General features: G+C 65.9%; 22 protein-coding genes and 1 pseudogene. 14 read left to right on the plus strand and 9 right to left on the minus strand.

The features are described from left to right. From JOZ79_RS09820 to JOZ79_RS09840, 5 genes are all read right to left on the minus strand, one after another. A partial coding sequence (locus tag JOZ79_RS09820) for a signal recognition particle receptor subunit alpha (RefSeq protein WP_294073648.1) occupies positions 1-513 on the minus strand: 513 nt, incomplete at its 3' end. Then, positions 510-1,670: a MiaB/RimO family radical SAM methylthiotransferase gene (locus JOZ79_RS09825; protein ID WP_294073650.1), complete on the minus strand. Its 1,161-nt coding sequence runs from the start codon at positions 1,668-1,670 to the stop codon at positions 510-512. The genes JOZ79_RS09820 and JOZ79_RS09825, both read right to left, overlap by 4 nt. Beyond that, positions 1,667-2,467, minus strand: coding sequence for a diaminopimelate epimerase (gene dapF, locus JOZ79_RS09830; protein WP_294073652.1), 801 nt, complete (start codon positions 2,465-2,467; stop codon positions 1,667-1,669). The genes JOZ79_RS09825 and dapF overlap by 4 nt, the downstream gene beginning before the upstream one ends. Positions 2,468-2,472: 5 nt before the next feature. Beyond that, complete coding sequence (locus JOZ79_RS09835; protein ID WP_294073654.1) at positions 2,473-3,522, minus strand: LLM class flavin-dependent oxidoreductase; 1,050 nt, start codon at positions 3,520-3,522, stop codon at positions 2,473-2,475. Further along, positions 3,519-4,463, minus strand: a complete 945-nt coding sequence (locus JOZ79_RS09840) for an alpha-L-glutamate ligase (protein ID WP_294073656.1) — start codon at positions 4,461-4,463, stop codon at positions 3,519-3,521. Before JOZ79_RS09840 ends, JOZ79_RS09835 begins: the two co-directional genes overlap by 4 nt. A gap of 58 nt (positions 4,464-4,521) precedes the next feature. Here JOZ79_RS09840 and JOZ79_RS09845 point away from each other — a divergent pair, with 58 nt between their 5' ends. The 4 genes and pseudogenes from JOZ79_RS09845 (at position 4,522) to rimM (ending at position 7,798) form a co-directional block, all read left to right on the plus strand. Next, positions 4,522-4,965, plus strand: coding sequence for a hypothetical protein (locus JOZ79_RS09845; RefSeq protein WP_294073658.1), 444 nt, complete (start codon positions 4,522-4,524; stop codon positions 4,963-4,965). A gap of 160 nt (positions 4,966-5,125) precedes the next feature. After that, positions 5,126-6,601 carry a signal recognition particle protein gene (gene ffh, locus JOZ79_RS09850; protein WP_294073660.1) on the plus strand — a complete coding sequence of 492 codons (1,476 nt, stop codon included), beginning with the start codon at positions 5,126-5,128 and terminating at the stop codon, positions 6,599-6,601. A gap of 25 nt (positions 6,602-6,626) precedes the next feature. Then, positions 6,627-7,100: pseudogene (gene rpsP, locus JOZ79_RS09855) on the plus strand (30S ribosomal protein S16); the annotation flags it as partial. Positions 7,101-7,300: 200 nt separating this feature from the next. After that, complete coding sequence (gene rimM, locus JOZ79_RS09860) at positions 7,301-7,798, plus strand: ribosome maturation factor RimM (protein WP_294073664.1); 498 nt, start codon at positions 7,301-7,303, stop codon at positions 7,796-7,798. On the opposite strand, the gene JOZ79_RS09865 is transcribed toward rimM, so the two are convergent. After that, positions 7,795-8,757, minus strand: a complete 963-nt coding sequence (locus tag JOZ79_RS09865; RefSeq protein WP_294073666.1) for an NAD(P)/FAD-dependent oxidoreductase — start codon at positions 8,755-8,757, stop codon at positions 7,795-7,797. The genes rimM and JOZ79_RS09865 overlap by 4 nt on opposite strands. A gap of 380 nt (positions 8,758-9,137) precedes the next feature. Between JOZ79_RS09865 and trmD the strand changes: the two genes are divergently transcribed. Next, positions 9,138-9,872, plus strand: coding sequence for a tRNA (guanosine(37)-N1)-methyltransferase TrmD (gene trmD, locus JOZ79_RS09870; RefSeq protein ID WP_294073667.1), 735 nt, complete (start codon positions 9,138-9,140; stop codon positions 9,870-9,872). A 1-nt stretch (position 9,873) separates the two neighbouring features. After that, positions 9,874-10,293 (plus strand): 50S ribosomal protein L19, encoded by a 420-nt coding sequence (gene rplS / locus JOZ79_RS09875; RefSeq protein ID WP_294073668.1) that lies wholly within the window; start codon positions 9,874-9,876, stop codon positions 10,291-10,293. Here rplS and JOZ79_RS09880 read toward each other — a convergent pair. Next, positions 10,290-11,522, minus strand: a complete 1,233-nt coding sequence (locus JOZ79_RS09880) for a hypothetical protein (protein WP_294073669.1) — start codon at positions 11,520-11,522, stop codon at positions 10,290-10,292. The genes rplS and JOZ79_RS09880 overlap by 4 nt on opposite strands. Positions 11,523-11,738: 216 nt before the next feature. Here JOZ79_RS09880 and JOZ79_RS09885 point away from each other — a divergent pair, with 216 nt between their 5' ends. The 5 genes from JOZ79_RS09885 to JOZ79_RS09905 all read left to right on the plus strand — a co-directional run bounded on the left by JOZ79_RS09885 (position 11,739) and on the right by JOZ79_RS09905 (position 16,820). Further along, positions 11,739-13,982: a S9 family peptidase gene (locus tag JOZ79_RS09885; protein ID WP_294073670.1), complete on the plus strand. Its 2,244-nt coding sequence runs from the start codon at positions 11,739-11,741 to the stop codon at positions 13,980-13,982. A 100-nt stretch (positions 13,983-14,082) separates the two neighbouring features. Then, complete coding sequence (locus JOZ79_RS09890) at positions 14,083-15,111, plus strand: aspartate-semialdehyde dehydrogenase (RefSeq protein WP_294073671.1); 1,029 nt, start codon at positions 14,083-14,085, stop codon at positions 15,109-15,111. A gap of 55 nt (positions 15,112-15,166) precedes the next feature. Next, the gene (locus tag JOZ79_RS09895; RefSeq protein ID WP_294073673.1) at positions 15,167-15,625 is read left to right on the plus strand and encodes a nuclear transport factor 2 family protein; all 459 of its coding nucleotides are present in this window, start codon (positions 15,167-15,169) and stop codon (positions 15,623-15,625) included. Then, positions 15,622-16,068: a GFA family protein gene (locus tag JOZ79_RS09900; RefSeq protein ID WP_294073675.1), complete on the plus strand. Its 447-nt coding sequence runs from the start codon at positions 15,622-15,624 to the stop codon at positions 16,066-16,068. The genes JOZ79_RS09895 and JOZ79_RS09900 overlap by 4 nt, the downstream gene beginning before the upstream one ends. Continuing rightward, a complete protein-coding gene (locus JOZ79_RS09905) occupies positions 16,065-16,820 on the plus strand; it encodes an alpha/beta hydrolase (RefSeq protein WP_294073677.1) in 756 nt (251 codons plus the stop codon). Before JOZ79_RS09900 ends, JOZ79_RS09905 begins: the two co-directional genes overlap by 4 nt. Before the next feature lie 52 nt (positions 16,821-16,872). On the opposite strand, the gene JOZ79_RS09910 is transcribed toward JOZ79_RS09905, so the two are convergent. Together JOZ79_RS09910 and JOZ79_RS09915 are read right to left on the minus strand one after the other, a co-directional pair. Continuing rightward, complete coding sequence (locus JOZ79_RS09910; RefSeq protein WP_294073679.1) at positions 16,873-17,337, minus strand: hypothetical protein; 465 nt, start codon at positions 17,335-17,337, stop codon at positions 16,873-16,875. 127 nt (positions 17,338-17,464) lie between these two features. Then, entirely contained in the window at positions 17,465-17,953 is a 489-nt protein-coding gene (locus tag JOZ79_RS09915) for a peroxiredoxin (RefSeq protein WP_294073681.1), read from the minus strand. A gap of 168 nt (positions 17,954-18,121) precedes the next feature. Between JOZ79_RS09915 and JOZ79_RS09920 the strand changes: the two genes are divergently transcribed. The 3 genes from JOZ79_RS09920 to JOZ79_RS09930 all read left to right on the plus strand — a co-directional run. Continuing rightward, a complete protein-coding gene (locus JOZ79_RS09920; protein ID WP_294073687.1) occupies positions 18,122-18,652 on the plus strand; it encodes a YqgE/AlgH family protein in 531 nt (176 codons plus the stop codon). Positions 18,653-18,686: 34 nt separating this feature from the next. Beyond that, on the plus strand, positions 18,687-19,685 hold the full coding sequence (locus tag JOZ79_RS09925) for a lysylphosphatidylglycerol synthase transmembrane domain-containing protein (RefSeq protein WP_294073683.1): 999 nt from the start codon (positions 18,687-18,689) through the stop codon (positions 19,683-19,685). Between the two features lie 112 nt (positions 19,686-19,797). Beyond that, positions 19,798-20,072: adenosylhomocysteinase (locus JOZ79_RS09930; protein ID WP_294073685.1), on the plus strand; the 275-nt coding region annotated here is incomplete at its 3' end.

Genomic DNA, 20,072 nt, shown 5'->3' on the forward strand with positions numbered 1-20,072 from the left:
GACGATGCCGGCAGGATCGCCGCCCGCCTTGCCCGAGATTACCGGCGCGCCGATGCGGTCGCCCCAGATCCTGAGCTGTTCGATGGCGGCGGCGCGGAAGGTGTCGCCGGCGGCGAGCAGGACGCCATAGTCCTCGTCCTTGAGCCAATGCGCGAGCTTGCCGATCGTGGTGGTCTTGCCGGACCCGTTGACGCCGATGACGAGGATGACGTGTGGGCGGGGAAAGCCGGTGATTTGCAGCGGCTTGGCCACCGGAGCGAGGATCTTCTCGATCTCTTCGGCGAGGATGGTCCGAAGCCCGCGTTCGTCGAGGCGCTCGAATGTCTGGCGGGCGATCGCCTCGCGGATCCGGCGCGAGGCCTGAGGGCCTAGGTCGGAAGCGATCAGCGCTTCCTCGATGTCGTCGAGGGTGGCCGTGTCGAGCGCGGCCTTGCTGGTGAGACCGGAGAGGTTGTCGGCAACGCGTTCGGCCGTCTTCGAAAAGCCGCCGCGGAGGCGATCCAGCCAGCTCATGCGAACACCGCCGTCAGGCGATCACCGTCGCGGCCCGTAACGCTTGCCATGCCGGTGTCCCCTCGCTTCGCATTGCCGATTGTCACCGGAGCAAAGCTGTCGGTGTGGCCGATGCCGTTGCCTTCGACGAGGATCGGTTGCGTGGTGCCGATAACGCTATCGAGCCAGTCGCTTCGGCGCTTGGACGCGACATTGCGCAGTCGAGCCGCACGAGCCTTGACCACCTCGCGGGAAAGTTGCGGCATGCGCGCGGCCGGCGTGTCCAGCCGGGCCGAGAAGGGGAACACGTGAGCGGCGATGATGTCGCAATCTTCCAGCAAATGCAGGGTGTTGAGCGCCATTTCCTCGGTTTCTGTGGGAAAGCCGGCGATGAGGTCGGCGCCGATGCTGGCGTCCGCGCGGGCGGCCTTGATTCGCTCCACGGTGCGGACGGCGTCCAAGCGGCTGTGGCGACGCTTCATCCGCTTCAGGATCATGTCGTCGCCGGCCTGAAGCGAGAGATGAAAATGCGGCATCAGCCGCGGCTCGCCGGCGACCAGCTCGAGCAGGGCGTCATCGATTTCGATGCTGTCGAGCGAGGACAGGCGCAGGCGCTTGAGGCGCGGTTCGGCGGCGAGCAGGCGCTGGCAAAGATTGCCCAGGCCGCCCGAGTAATCGGTAATGTCGACGCCCGTGAGGACGATCTCCCTGGCGCCGCGGTCGATCTCGAGCGCGATAGCGTCGCGGATCGCTTCGAACGGAAGCGAGCGGCTGGGCCCGCGAGCCTGCCAGATCGAGCAGAAGGTGCAGCGATGGTCGCAACCGGTCTGGACCGCGACGAAGCTTTTGACGTGGGCCAGCAGGCCGCGTGGCGCCATGACGTCAGTCGCGCCGAAGGCATTGAGTTTATTGCTGTTTCCGATGATGCGCGTTACGCCCGGCATGCCTTCGAACGTCTCGGGTTGAAGCTCGGCAGCGCACCCCGTCACGAGAATGCTCGCGCTCGGCCGATCGCGATGAGCGCGGCGAATGGCTTGTCGGGTCTGGCGCATCGCCTCGTTCGTGACTGCGCAGCTGTTGACCACGATCCAGTCCTCGTCCGACGGCGCGGTGCGGGCGATGGTCTCCGCTTCCGCGAAGTTGAGGCGGCAGCCGAGCGATATCGTCTCCACGCTCACTGCAGCGCCTCCAGGTCGAGTTCGCCGCTGAACACGTGCGTCGCCGAGCCGCGCATCCGGATCGGCTCGCCGGGCGCCCAGGCGATAGTCAGGGCTCCGCCAAGCATGCTGACGGTCACCGGCGAGGTCGCGCGCCGGCTTCGGATGGCAGCAACGGCCGTCGCGGAAGCACCGGTCCCGCAGGCCAACGTCAGGCCAGCACCACGTTCCCAGGTCCGCAGGCGGATGCCGTAACCCCGGACTTCGGCGACGTTGACGTTAATCCGTTCGGGAAAAGCCGGGTCGTTTTCGATGCGTGGTCCGAGCTCTTTCAGCGGAACCGCCTCGAGATCGTCGACAAAGAAAACGACGTGCGGGTTGCCGACGCTGAGCGCCATCGGGTGCTCGAGGCTGTCCCAGGCCATCGGCAACGCGGCCGTGTCGGTCGGATAGGCGAGGGGCACTGCGTCCCAGCCGAAGCGCGGCTCGCCGATGCTGACTTCGACCTCATCGCCTACTCCTGTGCCTTCCAGCAATCCGCCCGCGGTCTCAATGGTGGCCGCTCCGGTCAGCGCGACGACGCAGCGGGTCGCGTTGCCGCAGCTTTCGACCTCGCCGCCGTCGGCGTTCCAGATGCGCATGCGCAAGGCCGCGACGGCGCTCGGCTCCAGCACGATCAGCTGGTCGCAGCCGATGCCCGTCCGGCGGTTGGCGATGGCCTGCGCCAGGGCCGGGGTGACTGCAAACGGCTCCTCGCGTGCGTCGAGGATCACGAAGTCGTTACCGAGCCCGTGCATCTTGTCGAAGCGGCGCTTCACCGGCGTCAGGCCAGTTCCGGAACGCGGGCCCGCATGGGGGCGATCACCTGCGCGGCGAAACGGTCCATCTCTTCGGCCTGTGGGCTCATCTGCAGGAGGAGAAGGTCGAGACCGGCATCCTCATACGCGGCGATCCGCTCCTGCAGCTGCTCGGGCGTACCGACAAAGTTCGGACGCAAGCCCCTGTTGGAGACGGAATATTCCTGCAGCTTGAGCTCGCGCTCCAGCTGCGTGCCGGAAAGCCACTGGTCGAAATTGTCGAAGCCCTTCGGCGGGCTCGGCGGCAGCTGGGTGATGCGTTCCAGCTCGCGCTTCGCCTCGGCTTCGCTGTCTCGGACGATCGCAAAGGCAGCCATGCCGTACTGCATCCGCCTCTTGCCTACCTTGGCACGGCGCTCCTCCATGTCGGCGATCTTGGGCTTGACCGCATCGACGGGGTCGCCGTGCATGACGTAAGCGTCGCACAAGGTCGCGATCATCGTTTTCGCGGCTTCGCTTTCGCCGCCGGCGTAGATGGTGGGCCGCGGCTTGCGCATCGGCTTAGGCTCGCAAATCGCGTTCTCCAGCGTGTAGCGCTCACCGTGGAAGGTGGAGCGCTTCTGCGTCCAAAGGGCGTCCACAACCTGCAGCCATTCGGTCGTCCTGGCATAGCGGTCGTCGTGCGCGTCGAATTGCAAGCCGTACTGGGTGGCTTCGTCCGCCCACCAGGAGGAGACGACGTTGAGCGCCAGGCGACCACCGGAGATGTTGTCGATGTTGGCCGCCGCCTTGGCGAACAGCGCCGGCTGGTGGAAGTTCGGGCGCACCGCGACCATCAGCTCGATCTTCGACGTCACGGCGGCAAGCGCGGCTGTGGTCGACCAGGCGTCCAGAGCCGGCTGCTCGACGCCCTTGATGTCGTTGAGGTTCAATTCCGCGATCAGCGACAGGTCCCAGCCGGTCTCCTCGCTGCGCTGGGTCAGGCGCTTCACATAGTCCCAGCTCGCCTCCATCCCCTCGTCCGGGATGTTGCGCAGCCAGCCGCCGAACACCGGCATCCAGTAGCCGAACCTCATGCCGCCACTCTGCCTTTCGATTGCTGTTCGAGGAAGCCGACCAGCTTGTCGTGCGGGTCCCAGCCGAGCACGTTCAGTGGGTCGGCGACGTAGTTGGACATCGCGTTGATGTCGTAGAAGCGGGCCACGCCGTCGCGATCGTCGATGACGAGCTCCACGCCGCCGAGGTCCATTCCCGCCGCCTGGACGATGCGCTCGGCGGCAAGGATGATATCTGGCGACGGAGTGACTACCGTCATCCGGATTGCCTTGCGTCCAGGCTGCGTGACACAGGCGTCAGCCGGGCAAAGATCGAAATTGTCGCCGCCGGTCTCGACTTCGATGGCGTAGAGGAAGCGGCCACCAAGTGTCTCGATTCTAAGGATCGTTCCGCCGCGCGCGGGGACATAATCCTGGAGCAGCAGGACCCGGTCGACCGAGACCGGCGCCGTCCCGTCCGCTACCGAAGCGCGCAGCTCGTCGAGCGAGGAATAGCGGACGATTCCGGCGCCCGAACCGCCGATGTTCGCCTTGACGAGGAGCGGGAAAGTCATGCCCTCGGCCGCCGCGACGAGATCGCGGGCGCGGTGGACGACGCGGGTCTGCGGGATGGCGAGACCGAGGGAAGCGATCAGCGAGAGCTGGCGTGCCTTGGAGCTGTCGATCGCAAGCACGTCGGCGCCGTTCAGCACCCGCGCGCCGCTCCGGCTCCAATGATCGAGCAGCGCAGCCGCGTAGAAGATCGGATGCTCCGGCTCACGCAGGAAGCTCGACTGCGCGACGCGGCCAAGGATCAGTGGCGCAGGCGCCTGCACGGCCGCCGGGTCGAACGAATGACCTGACAGCTGTACCGGCACGTACGGCAGTCCATACCGGTCGAGCGCCGCAAACAGGGGTTGAAACCACTGCGGGTGCTCGTAGAGGACGGCAAGATGCGCGCTGCTGGGGGCTGACGGGCTCATGGGCTGCGGCGACTTAGGGAGCGGCCGGGCTCAAGTCCACCGGTGAGGGTGAAACGATATGGCGAGAGCCGCTCAAGACGTCATGCAATCGATCATCTTCTCGGCGGTCCTCGACGGGCTTGCCGCGTTGAAGAAGGCGTCGGGCGGCCTTCCCAACCAGCTTCTGCGCGACGTTCAGGCGATCCACCCGAACGTAACCTTCGCGGACCTGCCGAAGGAGCTGCAGGACGCGATCGTGGAGAGCACGCGGGCGGCGTTCACGGCGTTGCTCAAGGACGGCTATGCGGTCGGCCCGCGCCAGCAGATGCAGCAATCGCGACCGATCGACCGGGTTCCGGAGCGGCAGCGCCACGCGCCCGGGTCTGCCGACCGCCGTGGGCCTCCACGCGGTCCACGAAGGACTGGCGCGACGTCCGGAGGCGGCGGCGACGACAAGCCGCGCGGGCCGGGCGGTCCGTCGCGTCCGCCACGCAAGCCCAAGGGCAAGCCTCGTCTCGGTTGAGGTTGCGGTCCTGCGCGTGAGCGGCTAAGCGCCGCCTCGTCCTAGGACATACATCGATGTTGAGCGCCCAAGGGTGCACGCCCGCCGACGAGGTTTCGTTCGCGGGCGTAAAATGCGTTTGGCTCCCCATATGGGCGGCTCGGCATCGCAGGAGATTTGAATGTTCGACACGTTGAGCGATCGGCTCGGCAGCGTATTCGACCGGCTTCGGGGACGCGGAGCGCTGACGGAAGCTGACGTGCGTGCCGCGATGCGGGAGGTCCGCGTCGCCTTGCTCGAGGCGGACGTTGCGCTTCCGGTCGCCCGCGATTTCGTCGATCGGGTCACCGAGAAAGCGGTCGGGCAGGAAGTGCTGCGCTCGGTCACGCCGGGCCAGATGGTCGTCAAATATGTCAATGACGCGCTGGTCGAGACGCTGGGCGCGGACACGGCCGAGCTCGATCTGTCGGTCACTCCGCCGGCCGTGATCATGATGGTCGGGCTTCAGGGCTCGGGCAAGACGACGACGACCGCCAAGCTCGCCAAGCGGCTGACCGACCGGGAGCGCAAGCGGGTGCTGATGGCCTCGCTGGACGTCGCCCGTCCGGCTGCGCAGGAGCAGCTGGCGGTACTCGGGCGGCAGGCGAGCGTCGACACGCTCCCGATCGTCGCCGGCCAGCAGCCGGTCGATATCGCCAAGCGGGCGATCCAGTCGGCGAAGCTGCAGGGCTATGACGTTGTCCTGCTCGACACCGCGGGCCGTCTGCACGTCGACGATCAGCTGATGGCGGAGATGAAGGCGGTGTCCTCGGCGACGCAACCGACCGAGACCTTGCTCGTCGTCGATGCGCTGACCGGCCAGGACGCGGTCAACGTGGCGCAGGGCTTCTCGGCCGAAGTGCCGCTGACCGGCGTCGTCCTGACCCGGATGGACGGCGATGCCCGCGGCGGCGCGGCGCTGTCGATGCGCGCGGTCACCGGAAAGCCGATCAAGTTCGCCGGCGTCGGCGAGGCGCTCGACAAGCTTGAGGCCTTCCACCCGGACCGCGTCGCCGGGCGGATCCTCGGCATGGGCGACGTCGTCAGCCTGGTCGAACGGGCGGCCGAGACGATCCAGGTCGAGGAAGCCGAGAAGATCGCGGCCAAGATGGCCAAGGGAAAGTTCGACCTCGATGACCTGTGGGCGCAACTCCGGCAGATGCAGCGCATGGGCGGGATCGGTGCTCTCGCCGGCATGATGCCCGGCCTCAAGGGCATGAAGGACGCGGCCAACAAGGCGGCGGACAGCAAGGCGCTGGTCCATATGGAGGCGATGCTGTCGTCGATGACGGCCAAGGAGCGGGCCAAGCCCGACCTCATCAACGCCAAGCGCAAGATCCGCATCGCCAAGGGCTCGGGCACGACAGTCCAGGAGATCAACAAGCTGCTGAAGATGCACCAGGAAATGTCGACGGTGATGAAACGGCTGAAGAAGATGGGCGGCCTCGGCAAGCTCGCCGCGATGTTCGGCGGCAGCGGTGGCCTTGGCGGCCTGGCCGGCGGCGGAGCGGGGGGTGCTCTGCCAGGTCTGGGCGGTGCTGGCGCCGGCGCGCTGCCCGGTCTCGCCGGCGCTCCGTTCAACCTCCCGCCCGGCTTCAATAAGTTTTCAAAGAAATAACGCAACTCATTGAAAGGAATATATCATGGCTCTAGCAATTCGTCTTTCCCGCGGCGGCGCCAAGAAGCGGCCCTATTACCGCATCGTCGTCAGCGACAGCCGTTCACCTCGCGATGGCCGCTTCATCGAGAAGGTCGGCACCTACAATCCGCTGCTCGCGAAGGACTCGCCTGAGCGCGTGAAGCTCGACGGCGACCGCATCTCGCACTGGCTGTCGGTTGGCGCGCAGCCGTCGGACCGAGTCCTGCGCTTCCTCGACGCCGCCGGGATCCGTGAGCGCGCCGCGCGCAACAATCCGAACAAGGCGCAGCCGGGCGAAAAGGCCAAGGAGCGCGCCGAGGAGCGTGCGTCGAAGGCGGCCGAGGCTGCCGAGGCCGCTGCCGCGCCGAAGGAAGAGGCTTCGCAGGAAGAGGCCGAGACTGTCGTGGCCGAAGAGGTCGAGGCCGCGACCACTGAGCCGACGGCCGAGACCGAAGCTGTTGCCGAAGAGAGTGCCGAGCAGGCTTCGGTCGAAGAGCCGGTCGCCGAGGAAACCCCGGCTGTCGACAATCAGGGCGAGTCCGCGGCCGAGCCGGCCGAGGGCGCCGACGATGTCGCTCCGCCGACCGCCGAATCGCCGCAGCCGACCGAGGTCGCTGCCGAGGGCGAGTCCGCCGAGGCCCCGGCCGAGGGTGCGTCCGAGGAAACCCAGGCCTGAGCATGACGGACGACCGCAGCGAGCGGCGCATCGCTCTCGCTGCGGTCGCGGGTGCGCATGGCGTGAAGGGCGAGCTTCGGCTGAAATTGTTCAGCGAGACGGGCGACAGCCTTGCCGTTCACAGGATCGTCCACGTCGCGGGCGTCGAGCGGCGCCTGCTATCCGTCCGCGAAGCCGGCAAGGGCGCGGTCGCTCGGCTGGAGGGTGTCGGTGACCGGACTGCGGCGGAGGCCCTGCGCGGCTCGCTGGTCGAGGTCGACCGCTCCGCGCTGCCTGCCCTTGAGGAAGGCGAATATTATCACGCCGACCTCATCGGCGCGCCCGCAGAGGATCCGGCGGGCAACCCCATCGGCACCGTCGTTGCGGTCGAGAATTTCGGCGCCGGCGACTTGCTCGAGATCGAAATCGACGACGGCAAGCGCAGGCTGATCCCGTTTCGCGACGGTATCGCCGACTTGAAGGATGGCCGCGTCGTCCTCGACCCGGAGTTCCTTGCCTAGCTGCCGTCCTCGGCTCGTTCGAGCTCCCGGACGGGTTCGCGAAGCATCGGATGCTGCCGCGCCAGGTCATTGCGGATGGTCGTGGCGGCAACTCCCCCTTCGCCCATCGCGTGGCTGATCTGGTCGAGTCCGATCACGATGTCGCCGGCGGCATAAAGGCCGGGGACGCTGGTGCGCTGGTGGCTGTCGACCTTGACACAGGAGTCGCCCGACAAGTCAGCGCCGACCATCTCGGCAAGCTGGGTGTGGGTGTCGGAGCCGAGCGCCGGATAGACGCTGTCGAAGCTGTGCGTCCCTTGGGCAGTCTCGACGACGATGAAGCCGTCGGACACGGCCACGGCGTTCGCCGGCCCGTCGATGCAGTCGATGCCCGCTTCCCTGAGCTTCGCCGAGTCTTCGGGTTTCAGGCTGAGCGCCGTGTCCGGGGCGATCAGCGTCACGTCGGCCGTGTAGCCGCGGATGAAGATGGCCTCGGCAACGCCGTGGCTATCGCTGCCGATTACGCCCACCTTCTTGTCAGTGACCTCGTAGCCGTCGCAGATCGGGCAATAGCGGATCAGGCCGCGGGCGAGTGCGTCGTCGTGGAGATCCTCCTCCATCGGTGGCCGGCGGTTCGTGACTCCCGTTGCGAGTAGAATGGTGCGCGCGGTGCGGCAGCCAGAGCCCCATGTGGCGGTGAAGAGGCCGCTCTCCTCGTCGCGCTCGAGCTTGGTGACGAACTCGGTTTCGACCTTCGCCTGGTACTTGCAGGCCTGGTCCCGCATCCGCTTGAGGAGTTCCTTGCCGGCGATCCCGTCGGGGTAGCCTGCGTGGTTGCGGGTGCAGGGGATGAGCGCCGCGCGGCTCTTGCCGCCGTCGACCACGAGGATGTCGAGATGGAAGCGGGCGAGATAGATGGCGGCAGTGAGGCCAGCGGGGCCGCCGCCAATGATGAGGCAGTCGAGAATGGGATCTTCCATGCGGCGCCCAATGCAGCGCTTCCGCCAGTGTTCCCTGTCGGCTAATCGGCTTGAATGTGGATGTTCGACCGATACACCGTCGCTGGCGTATTGCTGGTCAGCGCCATCGCATGGCTGTTGGCCTTTATATTGGGCGGTCGGACGGGGTGGACAGAGCGTCGCATTGTCTGGTTGGCGGCCGGTTGCATTCCCATTCTGGCTGCAGCTCTTGCCGTCTACGTCGGTGTTCTCGCAATGACGGCGTCGCGTGACAGCTGTGGTGTCGACGCGTGTGGCATGGCGATGCTTGCCGCGTTTGTCATGCTCTTCACAGCAGGCATAGCCTTTTGTCTAGCAGTCCCGATCGCGCACCTTGGATGTCGACAAGCGCGAAGGCGCCAATGACCTTCCGCGCCTCTGTTCTCACCCTCTATCCGGACATGTTTCCGGGGACGCTGGGCGCAAGCCTGGCCGGGCGGGCGCTCGAGCAGGGGACGTGGAGCATCGAAGCCCGCAACATCCGCGACTTCGCGACTGACAGGCACCGGAGCGTCGACGATACGCCGGCGGGTGGCGGGGCAGGCATGGTGCTTCGGCCGGACGTGCTTGCGGCGGCGATCGACAGCGTCGCCGATACCCGGCCGATGCTCGCGCTGACGCCGCGCGGGGCGCCGCTGACGCAGGCGCGGGTGCGGGAGCTTTCGGCGGGCGAGGGGGTGATCCTGCTCTGCGGGCGCTTCGAGGGATTCGATGAGCGGATTTTCGAGGGAAGGCCGGTCGAGGAGGTCTCCATCGGCGACTATGTCCTCTCCGGCGGTGAGCTTGCCGCGATGGTGATCCTCGATGCTTGCGTAAGACTGCTTCCCGGGGTAATGGGCGCGGCCTCTAGCGGAGAGGAAGAGAGCTTCGAAACCGGGCTTCTCGAATATCCGCACTATACCCGACCAGTGACATGGGAAGGGCGCACGATCCCCGAGGTGCTGCGATCGGGGGATCATGCGAGGATCGCGGCGTGGCGACACGAACGCGCGGTTGAAGATACACGGCTAAGGCGGCCGGACCTGATCGAGCGCCACGGGGGCGTATCGCAGGCACCGCCCTCTGGCGCGCGGCGACGAGATACGAAGGCTGATTGAAATGAACCTGATCGAGACCCTCGAGCGCGAAGCCATTGACGCGCTGACCGCCGACAAGCCCGTTCCCGAATTCCGGCCCGGCGATACGCTGCGCGTCGGCGTCAAGGTCGTCGAAGGCGACCGGAGCCGAGTCCAGGCGTTCGAAGGTGTCTGCATCGCCCGCTCGAACAAGGGCGTCGGATCCAGCTTCACGGTTCGCAAGATCAGCTTCGGCGAGGGCGTCGAGCGCGTCTTCCCGCTCTATTCGCCGATCATCGACAAGATCGAGGTCGTGCGCCGCGGCGACGTCCGCCGGGCCAAGCTCTATTACCTGCGCGGCCGCACCGGCAAGTCGGCCCGCATCGCCGAGCGCCGCGATGTCCGCAAAGATGCTCCGGCCGCGCCCGGCACGGAAACGAAGGCAACCGAGAAGTCGGCCTAGGCCTTCGGCTTGGTGGCGGGCAAAGCCCCCAATGGGGTCGCCGCCACGCCGTCCCGGATCGCGACGTAATAATCGAATGCGAGGACGACGGTGCGGGTCGCATTGTCCAGCTTCAGCTTCGGCAGGAGTGGTCGCAACGCGCGCAGATCGACGACCTGCACCGGTGGCCCGTTCGCGACCGTCTGGCGAAGGATGCTGTCGTCGCCGAAATAGGACTCGCAGGCCTCCGGCTTGTTGGTCTGCGGGTTCATCGCCTGCCCGCCGATGCAATCCACTAGCAGATTCATCACGCGATAGCCCTGGGGCCGACCCCATTCTGAAAGGAAGTTCGTCAGCGCCGGGACGTCGGTCCCGCTGAAGCCGCGCATCGCGTGATAGCCGCCGAACTTGAAGAACACCTTTGGCGCCTTGCCATTTCGTCTTGCCGCTGCCGCGAATTGCCGGATGAAGTTCATCTTCATGTAGTTTTCGCGTTCGAGATTGGCGTCGTAGATCGTTCCGACGCCAGTAATGAAGGGCTTGTAGATGCGCGCGCTGGTGCGGATGGCGTCGATCAGCGCCTCGGCCTCGGGGTTCCCGCGGAACGCTTCGTCGAGCGAAGCTACCTGTGCGTCGCTGATCTTGCCGATGAACATCGGATCGGCCGCGGACGCCGCTTGGAAAGCAGCGACAGCACGCTTCTGGCCGTCGTTCCGAGCCATGGCTTGCAGGTCTGAGCCGAGGATCGGGCCCGAGCCGACGAACTCCTGGTCCAGTCCGAAAATGGCCTCGTGCTTGTCCGGAGACATCCGGACCATGTCCTCGGCCATCTTGGATTCCTCTCCGAAGAAGAAGAACGGGATGGTGAAACCGTGGCCCGGTGCGGCGATATATTGCGCGAGACGGCCGTCCCCGCTGCGGATGAGGCTTTCGGCAAAGCGGGCCGAATAGGGCCCGACCTCGTAGGCCGAGTGGGTGTATCCACGCCGGGCCAGCTCGCGATGAAGGGCGGTTTCGAAGAGCGCGATCGACCCGGACCCGTGCTGCTCTCCCACCATGGTGAACTGGGCGCCGGCGCCGTCCGCCACAAGCGCGTCCCAGGCAGGGCCCGAAAAGCCGGTCGCCGATACACGCGTGATCGGTTGCACGTGCTCCCTGACCGTGGCCGCCGGATCGAGCGTCTTAGGGGCCGACGGCGCCATCAAGGCGACCGCCGTCCCGGCCAGCGCTAGTCTTCCGATTGTCCGCATTAGGCCCCCCTCTGCGAACGCAGGCCTAGCCGTTGGAACAGCCTTCGGAAGCGACAGTCGACCAACGCCCGCGGCGGATCGCCGAAGGGACGCGGCGGGAGGCCTGGAGAGCCTTTCACGATACTGCCGGGAAGCTTTTCTCCGGTTCGTTTCAATCGTAACGGATCGGGGGCGCTTCGGTCGGGGCGCCCTGTCTCGTTTCGGGGGATTGCCTTCATGACGCCGCTCAGACTTCTCGCCGCCGCGAGCGCGCTCGCCGTGCTCGGCCTGCCCGTTGCCGCTTCGGGGCAGGTTGCGGCGAGGAACGCGCCGACCCTGACGTTCGAGCGGGTCTTTGACAGTCCGTCGCTGAACGGCCCGGTGCCGCGCAGCCCCAAGCTGTCGCGCGACGGACGCTACCTCGCGCTGCTTCGCAACCGCGCGACCGACCTTCAGCGCTACGACTTGTGGGCATTCGACCGCCAGACCGGGCAATGGCGCATGCTGGTCGAGTCCGAAAAGCTCGGCAGCGGCCGCGCCATGTCCGAAGCCGAGAAGATGCAGCGCGAGCGCAAGGGAATCGTCAACCTCAAGGGAATCGTCACCTACGACTGGTCGGCGGACGGCAAGTCGATCCTGGTGCCGCTCGACGGCGCGCTCTACCTCGCCGGTCTCGACGGCAGAATCCACGAAGTGGAGGGGGCGGGCGGCGGCGATATCCTGAACCCTGTCTTGAGCGAGACCGGCAAGTACCTCTCGTTCCTCCGCAACAACCGACTCTGGATCGGCCCGGTCGGCGGCGCGATCAGGCCGGTGACTGCTCACGACGGTGCTCTCGTCCATTGGGGCGAGGCAGAGTTCATCGCTCAGGAGGAGATGGACCGAGACACCGGTTACTGGTGGTCGCCGACCGACGCGCGCATCGCCGTCGAGCGGTTCGATGAAGCGCCGGTCGGGGTCATCACCCGCGCCGCCATCGGTGCGGAGGGCACGACCACCTATCAGCAGCGCTATCCTGCTGCTGGCAAGGCCAATGTCGACGTGCAGCTTTACGTGATCAGCCCGGACGGCGGCCGCAAGGTGAAGGTCGACCTCGGTTCAAACCACGACATCTACCTCGCCCGGGTCGACTGGGCGCCCGATGGCAAGACGCTCTACGTCCAGCGCGAGGATCGCGGCCAGACCACGCTCGACATGCTGGCGGTCAATCCGACGACTGGGCGAAGTCGCCTTCTGTTCAGCGAGAAGGCCGCGCTCGGTCACTGGATCAACCTGTCGAACGACTACAAATTCCTGAGCGACGGCAGCCTGATCTGGTGGTCCGAACGCGACGGCTTCGGGCACCTTTACCGCTTTGCCGACGGCCGTTGGACCCAGCTGACCCGGGGCCCGTGGGTGGTGGAGACACTCGCCGGCGTCGACCAGGGCGCGCACCGGCTGTTCTTCACCGGGACCAGGGACGACGTTCTCTCGCCCCAAGTCTATTCGATCGACTACGAAAATCCGGCCGAGCCGCAGCGGCTGACCGATCCGGCATTCGTCAACGCCGCGTCGATGGACCGCAACGGCCACACATTGATGGTCAGCCGCTCGTCACCGAGCCAGCCGCCACAGGTCTATCTCGCGGACGAGACGGGCAAGCTCCTGACCTGGGTCGAGGAAAACAGGCTGGACGCGAGCCATCCCTATGCGCCGTATTTGGCGAGTCACCGGCTACCTCAATTCGGGACCATCAAGGCTGCCGACGGATCGACGCTCTATTGGAAGATGATCACGCCGCCGCTGGTGCCCGGCAAGCGCTACCCCGTTTTCATCGAGCATTACGGCGGGCCGACCAGCCAGACCGTCAACAAGGCCTGGACCAACCCGATCCAGCAGGCGATCGTCGACGCCGGCTACATCTATTTCGACATCGACAACCGCGGCAGCCCCAATCGCGGCGTGGACTTCGAGAAGCAGATCGAGCGAGCCATGGGCACGGTCGAGGTCCAGGACCAGAAGGCGGGTGTCGCATTCCTGAAGAGCCTGCCGTTCGTCGATCCGGCGCGGATCGCGACCTATGGCTGGTCCTACGGCGGCTACATGACTCTCAAGGAGCTGGAAGCCGACCCACACCTCTATGCGGCCGGGGTTGCCGGCGCTCCAGTCACGAAGTGGGAGTTGTACGATACCCACTATACCGAGCGCTACATGGGCACGCCGGAGAAGGATGGTGCCGCCTATGCCCGGTCCGACGCGATCGCGGAAGCCGACCGGATCGCCGATCCCGTGTTGATCCTCCACGGCATGTCCGATGACAACGTATTCTTCGAGAACAGCTCGGAGCTCATCGCCAAGCTTCAGCATGACGATCAGCCGTTCGAGATGATGCTCTATCCGGGCGAGACCCACCGTTCGGGTACGCCAACGACTCTGGCGCAACGGTGGAACACGATCATGCGTTTCCTCGACCGTAATGGCGTGCCAGGCGGGCCCCGCTGAATTGGGCTTGCTGGCGCTTGGCTCGGGCGGCAGTCGTCCCCATCTCGATTTGAGGACGGGCGTCCGCTAGGCGCACAGCTCAGGACTGGAGATCAATACAATGGGATACCGGGTCGCCGTCGTCGGCGCGACTGGCAATGTCGGGAGGGAAATCCTCAATATCCTCGCCGAGCGGCAATTCCCCGCCGACGAGGTCGCGGCCATCGCCTCGGCGAGCTCGACCGGCGATATCATCGACTTCGGCGACAGCGGGCAGGAGCTCAAGGTCAGGAACCTCGAGCATTTCGACTTCGCCGGCTGGGACATCGCGTTGTTCGCCGCCGGCTCGGACGTCTCGAAAGTCTATGCGCCCAAGGCGGCCGCGGCCGGCTGCACAGTCATCGACAACAGCTCGCTCTATCGGATGGACCCGGACGTTCCGCTGATCGTGCCGGAGGTCAATCCCGAGGCCATCGCCGGCTACACGCACAAGAATATCATTGCGAACCCGAACTGCTCGACGGCTCAGCTCGTCGTCGCGTTGAAGCCTCTGCACGATGCCGCGAAGATCAAGCGGGTCGTGGTCGCGACCTATCAGTCGGTGTCCGGCGCGGGCAAGCGCGGCATGGACGAGCTGTTCGAGCAGTCGCGCAACATCTTCGTCGGCGACCAGAACGAGCCCGAATTCTTCACCAAGCAGATCGCCTTCAATGTCATCCCGCACATCGACGTCTTCCTCGACGATGGCTCGACCAAGGAAGAGTGGAAGATGGTCGTCGAGACCAAGAAGATCCTCGACCCAGCCATCAAGGTCACTGCGACCTGCGTCCGAGTGCCGGTCTTCGTCGGCCACAGCGAGGCGGTGAACATCGAGTTCGAGAATGAGATTTCCGCCGACGAAGCGCGCAAGATCTTGCGCGAGGCGCCGGGCGTGATGGTCGTCGATAAGCGTGAGAACGGCGGCTACGTAACCCCGGTCGAGGCGGTCGGCGACTATGCGACCTATGTCAGCCGCATCCGCGAGGATCCGACGGTCGACAATGGCCTGTCGCTGTGGGTGGTCAGCGACAATCTCCGCAAGGGCGCGGCCCTCAACGCCGTCCAGATTGCGGAGCTGCTCGGCCGCAAGCATTTGATGAAGGCGGCGTGACGCATTAGCAGTCGGCCGCGCAAGGAGGGACGCCATGCGAATTGCGGCAATGTCTATGACTGCACTCCTGGTTCTCGCGGCCTGCAAGCCGGCCCAGAACGGCCAGTCTCCGGTAACGATGGACGAGGCTACCCGGATCGCCGAGCAGGCCGAGGGGACCTTCACGCGAGGCGATGTCGGCGCCATCATGCGCCAATATGCGGACGGCGCGGTGATGTTCGACGCCTCCCACGCTGGCCTGACCACCGATCGCAAGGTCCAGAACGGTTGGGCGCAGAGCTTCGTCAGCATGAAGCCCGCGGACTATACTGTCGCCGATCGCCAGATACAGATCGTCGGTCCGGACGCTTTCGTCAGCTCCGGTACCGAGACGTTCACGGTAGCGGCGGGTGCTGCCCGGCCGGCTGTGAGCGCGCGCTTCACCGACGTCTTCCAGCGGCAGAAGGATGGCAGCTGGAAGATCGTCACCGAACATGTGTCGATGCCGCCGACCACGGCGCCTGCCGGCCAGTGAGCGACACGCTGACGGGGGGCTGCGCGTGCGGACGAGTGCGCTACTCGGTCGCGATCGACGATGACGAGGCTTATCTGTGCCATTGCCGGATGTGCCAGCGCGCCACCGGATCGCTATCGATCGCCTTCAAGAGCGTGAAGCAGGCCAGCGTGGCCTGGGAGCACGAACCGGACTGGTTCGACAGCTCGCCGATCGCGGAACGGTCCTATTGTCGGGAATGTGGCACTTCGCTCGGCTTTCGTTTCAAGGAGGGCAGCGAGAACATGGACCTGACCGTCGCGTCCTTCGATGATCCATCACGGTTCGTGCCCAAGCATCATTTCGGCTCCGAGAGCATGCATCGCGCCTGGCTCAATACCGAGGGCCTGCCCGAGATGCGCACCGAGGACTATCAGAAGCTGGTCGACAAATGGACCCAGGCGACCGGAAGCTTTCCGGGGTGAACGAAGCATCGACGGTGTTCTGGACGGCGTCGGACGGCGTCCAGCTTGCCTATCACGAGGTCGGGCAGGGGCGCCCGGTGATCCTGCTGCACGGGCTGTTTTCCGATGCTCGCATGAACTGGATCAAGTTCGGCCATGCCGACCGGATCGCCGCCGAGGGATTCCGGGTGATCATGCCCGACCTTCGCGCGCATGGGCTGAGCGGAAAGCCGCATGGCGAACAATACTATCCGCGCGGCATCCTGGCCCGGGACTTGCGCGAGCTCATTGAGCATCTGGAACTCGGCGAGTTCGATCTCGGAGGATTCTCGCTCGGCGCCCGGACAACCGTCGAAGCGGTCGGCGAGGGACTGAAGCCGCGGCGCGCGATCCTCGGCGGAGCCGGCCTCGAGGGACTGCGCGAGTGGAAGCGACGCAAGACCTTCTTCCTCGACGCAATCGCGATGTTCGACACGGTCCACCGGGGCGGCCCGCACTGGCTCTCCATCCAGTTCATGAAGAGTCAGAATGTCGACCGCGTCGCGGCGGCCCATCTGCTCGAAAGCTTCGAGGACACGTTCATGGACTGGCTGAAGGCCTTCATCATGCCAACGCTCGTCGTCTGCGGCAGCGAGGACGACGACAACGGTTCTGCCGAGGAGCTTGCCGCCGCAATGCCCAACGCGATGTTCGCCGAGGTGCCGGGAACGCATATGAGCTCGGTCACGCGGCGGGAGCTCGGCGAAACGATCGCGCGCTTCCTCGCCGCATAGCAAAAGGGGCGCCGGTGAGGGCGCCCCTTCGACTTTGTTGCCTTGCGGTCGCTTAGCCGACGGTCGGCGCCTGCTTCGCGCGTCCGCGGCCGCTGGCGGTCGAACTGATTCCGGCGCCGCCACTGCTGGATCCGAGGCTGGCATTGCCGCCGCCCGTCTCGCTCATGCCGCTGGCAGTGGTGAGCCCGCTGGTGTCGTCGTCTTCGCTCCAGCCGATGGCGCTGTCGCCGGAACGCATGTTTTCGGTCCATTCGCCGATCTGGTCGCTCAGGCTGCTCAGCTGCTCGCTGATCTGGGACCGCTTCGACCACAGGAACAGACCCGCCGCGGCGGCTCCGGCGGCGACTGCGGCAGCAGCGATCGGGCGGTCGCGAACGAGATCAGTGACACCCGAACCGCTGTACTGATTGTTTCCCGACGGATTGTTGTTGCGCCCGCCGCGATTGCCGCCGCCGCCCCGGCTGTTGCCATTGCCGTTGCCGCCTCGGCCGCGGTTTCCCTGATTATTGCGTGCCATGATCGTCTCCTCTTTTGCGGGTTCTGTTGATCGTTGCGCGCCTAACGAACAAGCGGTGGCGGCGTTTCCAACGGCTGCTTCCGGAGCGGCGAGGAGTGGCGCGGCAGCGACCAACAGGCCGAGCGGGTCAGGCGGGCTGCAACTGCTCCAGCATGTGCTCGGCGCTCGACGCGCGATATTCGCCCGGACCTTCGACGTTGAGCTGCTCGACGACACCGTCGTTGACGATCATCGAATAGCGCTGCGAGCGGTTGCCGAGGCCAAACTTGCTGCCGTCCATGGTCAGCCCGACCGCGTCGGCGAAGGCACCGTTGCCGTCGGCGAGCATCGTGATGTCGGACGATCCGTCACGCTCGCCCCAGGCGGCCATCACGAAGGGATCGTTGACCGAGATGCAGGCGATCTGATCGATGCCCTGGCCCTTCAGCTCGCTGGCCTTGTCGACGAAGGAGGGCAGGTGGCGCGCCGAGCAGGTCGGCGTGAAGGCGCCCGGCACGGCGAACAGCGCAGTGCGCTTGCCCGAGAAGAAGTCGCCGCTGGTGGTCGGCTGCGGGCCGTCCGCGCCGGCAATGGTGAGCGGAACGTCAGGCAGGCGGTCGCCGACTTGGATGGTCATGGGAAGCTCTCCTTTGGGATCGATGCGGTGCGAGATAGGACTGGCGGCACGTCCCCTCAAGGCTGCGGCGAGCCGTTCCGAACCGGCTTGCCCGTGCGCCCGACGGCGACCATTGTCCAAGGCGTGAGCGATGCCCCGCCTTTCCTGTCCGGCAAGCTTTTGCTGGCGATGCCCGGAATGGCCGATCCACGATTCGAACGCGCGGTGATCGCCTTGTGCGCGCATGACGGCAATGGAGCGATCGGAGTCGGCATCGGTCACAAGCGCGCCGGGATCAGCTTCCGCGGGCTCCTCAAGCAACTCGACATCGAGCCCGGGCAAGCGCCCGATTGCGCGATCCACCACGGTGGTCCCGTCGAGCCAGGTCGCGGCTTCGTGCTCCATTCCATCGACTGGGGCGGGCAGGACACGCTCCACGTCGCCGGGCCAAGCGGGCAGCTATTCGCGATGACCGGCACGATGGACGTACTCAAGGCGATCGCCGAGGGGCGAGGGCCGTCCAAATGGATTGCGGCGCTGGGCTATGCCGGCTGGGGCGAGGGCCAGCTCGACGAGGAGATGACCCGCCACGGCTGGTTCGCGGCACGTGGTGATCCCGAGATCGTGTTCGACACCCCGACCGACGAGCGCTGGGCCGCCGCGTTCAAGGCGGAAGGCATCGACCCGCGGCTTCTGGCGACGGAGACTGGCGCCGCCTGAGGGATAGGTTCGCCTGTCCCGGCGTTGGGCGCGGATGGCTACTGTAACACAACCCAAAGGCGACGATGCCGGGCTGGTCTCAAGCTGGCGCGGCTGGCTGATCGGCGCCCTGCTCGTCGGCGGCCTTGTCGTTGCCGTGCTCCACTGGGGCGAGGTCAAGAATTTCGCCAAGCTTATCTCGACGGCGAAACCGATGTGGCTGGCGATCGCCGCGGCGCTCCAGATCGCAACCTATTTCGGGCTGTCGGCGCAATGGTGGCTGGCGCTGCATCGAGCGAGGACGCCGCGTCCGCACGCGGCCCTGTTCCGCCTGACCTTCGCCAAGCATTTCGCCGACCAAGTCGTGCCGACCGGTGGAGTCAGCGGGAACGTCCTTGTCGTCGACAATCTGGTGAAGAACGACGTTCCGCGCGGCAATGCGGTCGCTGCGCTGCTGTTGCAGATCATCGCATATTACTTGTCCTACTCGCTCGGCGCGCTCTGGGTGCTGGTCGATCTCTGGTGGAAGGACCGGATGAGCTGGCTGCTCGCCGGTGCGGTCCTGGCCTTCCTGGTCGTCGCCACCGCGATCCCGGCGCTGATCCTGTGGCTGCACAAGCGGGGGCAGGGCAAGCTGCCGAAGCTGGTCCGGAGGTGGAGCAAGGCGCGCGATTTCTTCGAGCTTGTCGGCGAGGCGCCGGCAAAGCTCATTCGCGATCCCCAGCTGATCGGGATGCTGACGGTGCTCAACCTCGCCGTGTTCATCGCCGACGCAGCGACCATGCAGGCGTGCATCAAGGCATTGGGCGTCGAAGCGCCGCTCAGCGCCGGCTATGTCGCCTTCATGATGGCATCGATCGCCGTCATTCTCGGCCCGGTGCCGATGGGACTTGGGTCTTTTGAGGCGGTCAGCGTCGCCATGCTGCGCCTGTTCGGCGTGCCATTCGAGGCGGCGGTGTCCGCCACCCTGCTGTTCCGCGGCTTCACCTTGTGGCTTCCGTTGATCCCGGGCGGACTCCTGCTCCGGAGCGAAATGAAGTCCGACGACGACTGATTTCAACATATAAAGAATTCTTTATATTTGCCTTTGGGCGCTCGGGCGGCTAGGGGCCGTGCGACCCGCGGCGAGCGCCGCGCACCATCCTTTCTTGTCCGGAGATTCCAACGTGGCGACGCAGGCTGAAACCCGTTTCAACGACTATGTCGTCAAGGACCTCGGCCTCGCCGACTTCGGCCGCAAGGAAATCGAGATCGCCGAGACGGAAATGCCGGGCCTGATGTCCCTGCGCCAGGAGTTCGGCGCTTCGAAGCCGCTCAAGGGCGCGCGGATCACGGGCTCGCTGCACATGACGATCCAGACCGCGGTGCTGATCGAAACGCTCATCGAGTTGGGCGCCGAGGTTCGCTGGGCGTCGTGCAATATCTTCTCGACCCAGGACCA

Origin of the sequence: Sphingomonas sp. (assembly GCF_019242355.1) — a bacterium.
Classification (GTDB): domain Bacteria; phylum Pseudomonadota; class Alphaproteobacteria; order Sphingomonadales; family Sphingomonadaceae; genus Sphingomicrobium.

Excerpts from the sequence above, each read along its gene's own strand:
- JOZ79_RS09835 (WP_294073654.1), bottom strand. The coding sequence starts at position 3,522 with ATGAGGTTCGGCTACTGGATGCCGGTGTTCGGCGGCTGGCTGCGCAAC.
- JOZ79_RS09880 (WP_294073669.1), bottom strand. The coding sequence starts at position 11,522 with ATGCGGACAATCGGAAGACTAGCGCTGGCCGGGACGGCGGTCGCCTTG.
- JOZ79_RS09925 (WP_294073683.1), top strand. The coding sequence starts at position 18,687 with ATGGCTACTGTAACACAACCCAAAGGCGACGATGCCGGGCTGGTCTCA.
- JOZ79_RS09885 (WP_294073670.1), top strand. The coding sequence starts at position 11,739 with ATGACGCCGCTCAGACTTCTCGCCGCCGCGAGCGCGCTCGCCGTGCTC.
- rimM (WP_294073664.1), top strand. The coding sequence starts at position 7,301 with ATGACGGACGACCGCAGCGAGCGGCGCATCGCTCTCGCTGCGGTCGCG.
- JOZ79_RS09910 (WP_294073679.1), bottom strand. The coding sequence starts at position 17,337 with ATGGCACGCAATAATCAGGGAAACCGCGGCCGAGGCGGCAACGGCAAT.
- JOZ79_RS09865 (WP_294073666.1), bottom strand. The coding sequence starts at position 8,757 with ATGGAAGATCCCATTCTCGACTGCCTCATCATTGGCGGCGGCCCCGCT.
- ffh (WP_294073660.1), top strand. The coding sequence starts at position 5,126 with ATGTTCGACACGTTGAGCGATCGGCTCGGCAGCGTATTCGACCGGCTT.
- JOZ79_RS09890 (WP_294073671.1), top strand. The coding sequence starts at position 14,083 with ATGGGATACCGGGTCGCCGTCGTCGGCGCGACTGGCAATGTCGGGAGG.
- JOZ79_RS09895 (WP_294073673.1), top strand. The coding sequence starts at position 15,167 with ATGACTGCACTCCTGGTTCTCGCGGCCTGCAAGCCGGCCCAGAACGGC.
- trmD (WP_294073667.1), top strand. The coding sequence starts at position 9,138 with ATGACCTTCCGCGCCTCTGTTCTCACCCTCTATCCGGACATGTTTCCG.
- JOZ79_RS09845 (WP_294073658.1), top strand. The coding sequence starts at position 4,522 with ATGGCGAGAGCCGCTCAAGACGTCATGCAATCGATCATCTTCTCGGCG.
- JOZ79_RS09920 (WP_294073687.1), top strand. The coding sequence starts at position 18,122 with ATGCCCGGAATGGCCGATCCACGATTCGAACGCGCGGTGATCGCCTTG.
- JOZ79_RS09915 (WP_294073681.1), bottom strand. The coding sequence starts at position 17,953 with ATGACCATCCAAGTCGGCGACCGCCTGCCTGACGTTCCGCTCACCATT.
- JOZ79_RS09840 (WP_294073656.1), bottom strand. The coding sequence starts at position 4,463 with ATGAGCCCGTCAGCCCCCAGCAGCGCGCATCTTGCCGTCCTCTACGAG.
- rplS (WP_294073668.1), top strand. The coding sequence starts at position 9,874 with ATGAACCTGATCGAGACCCTCGAGCGCGAAGCCATTGACGCGCTGACC.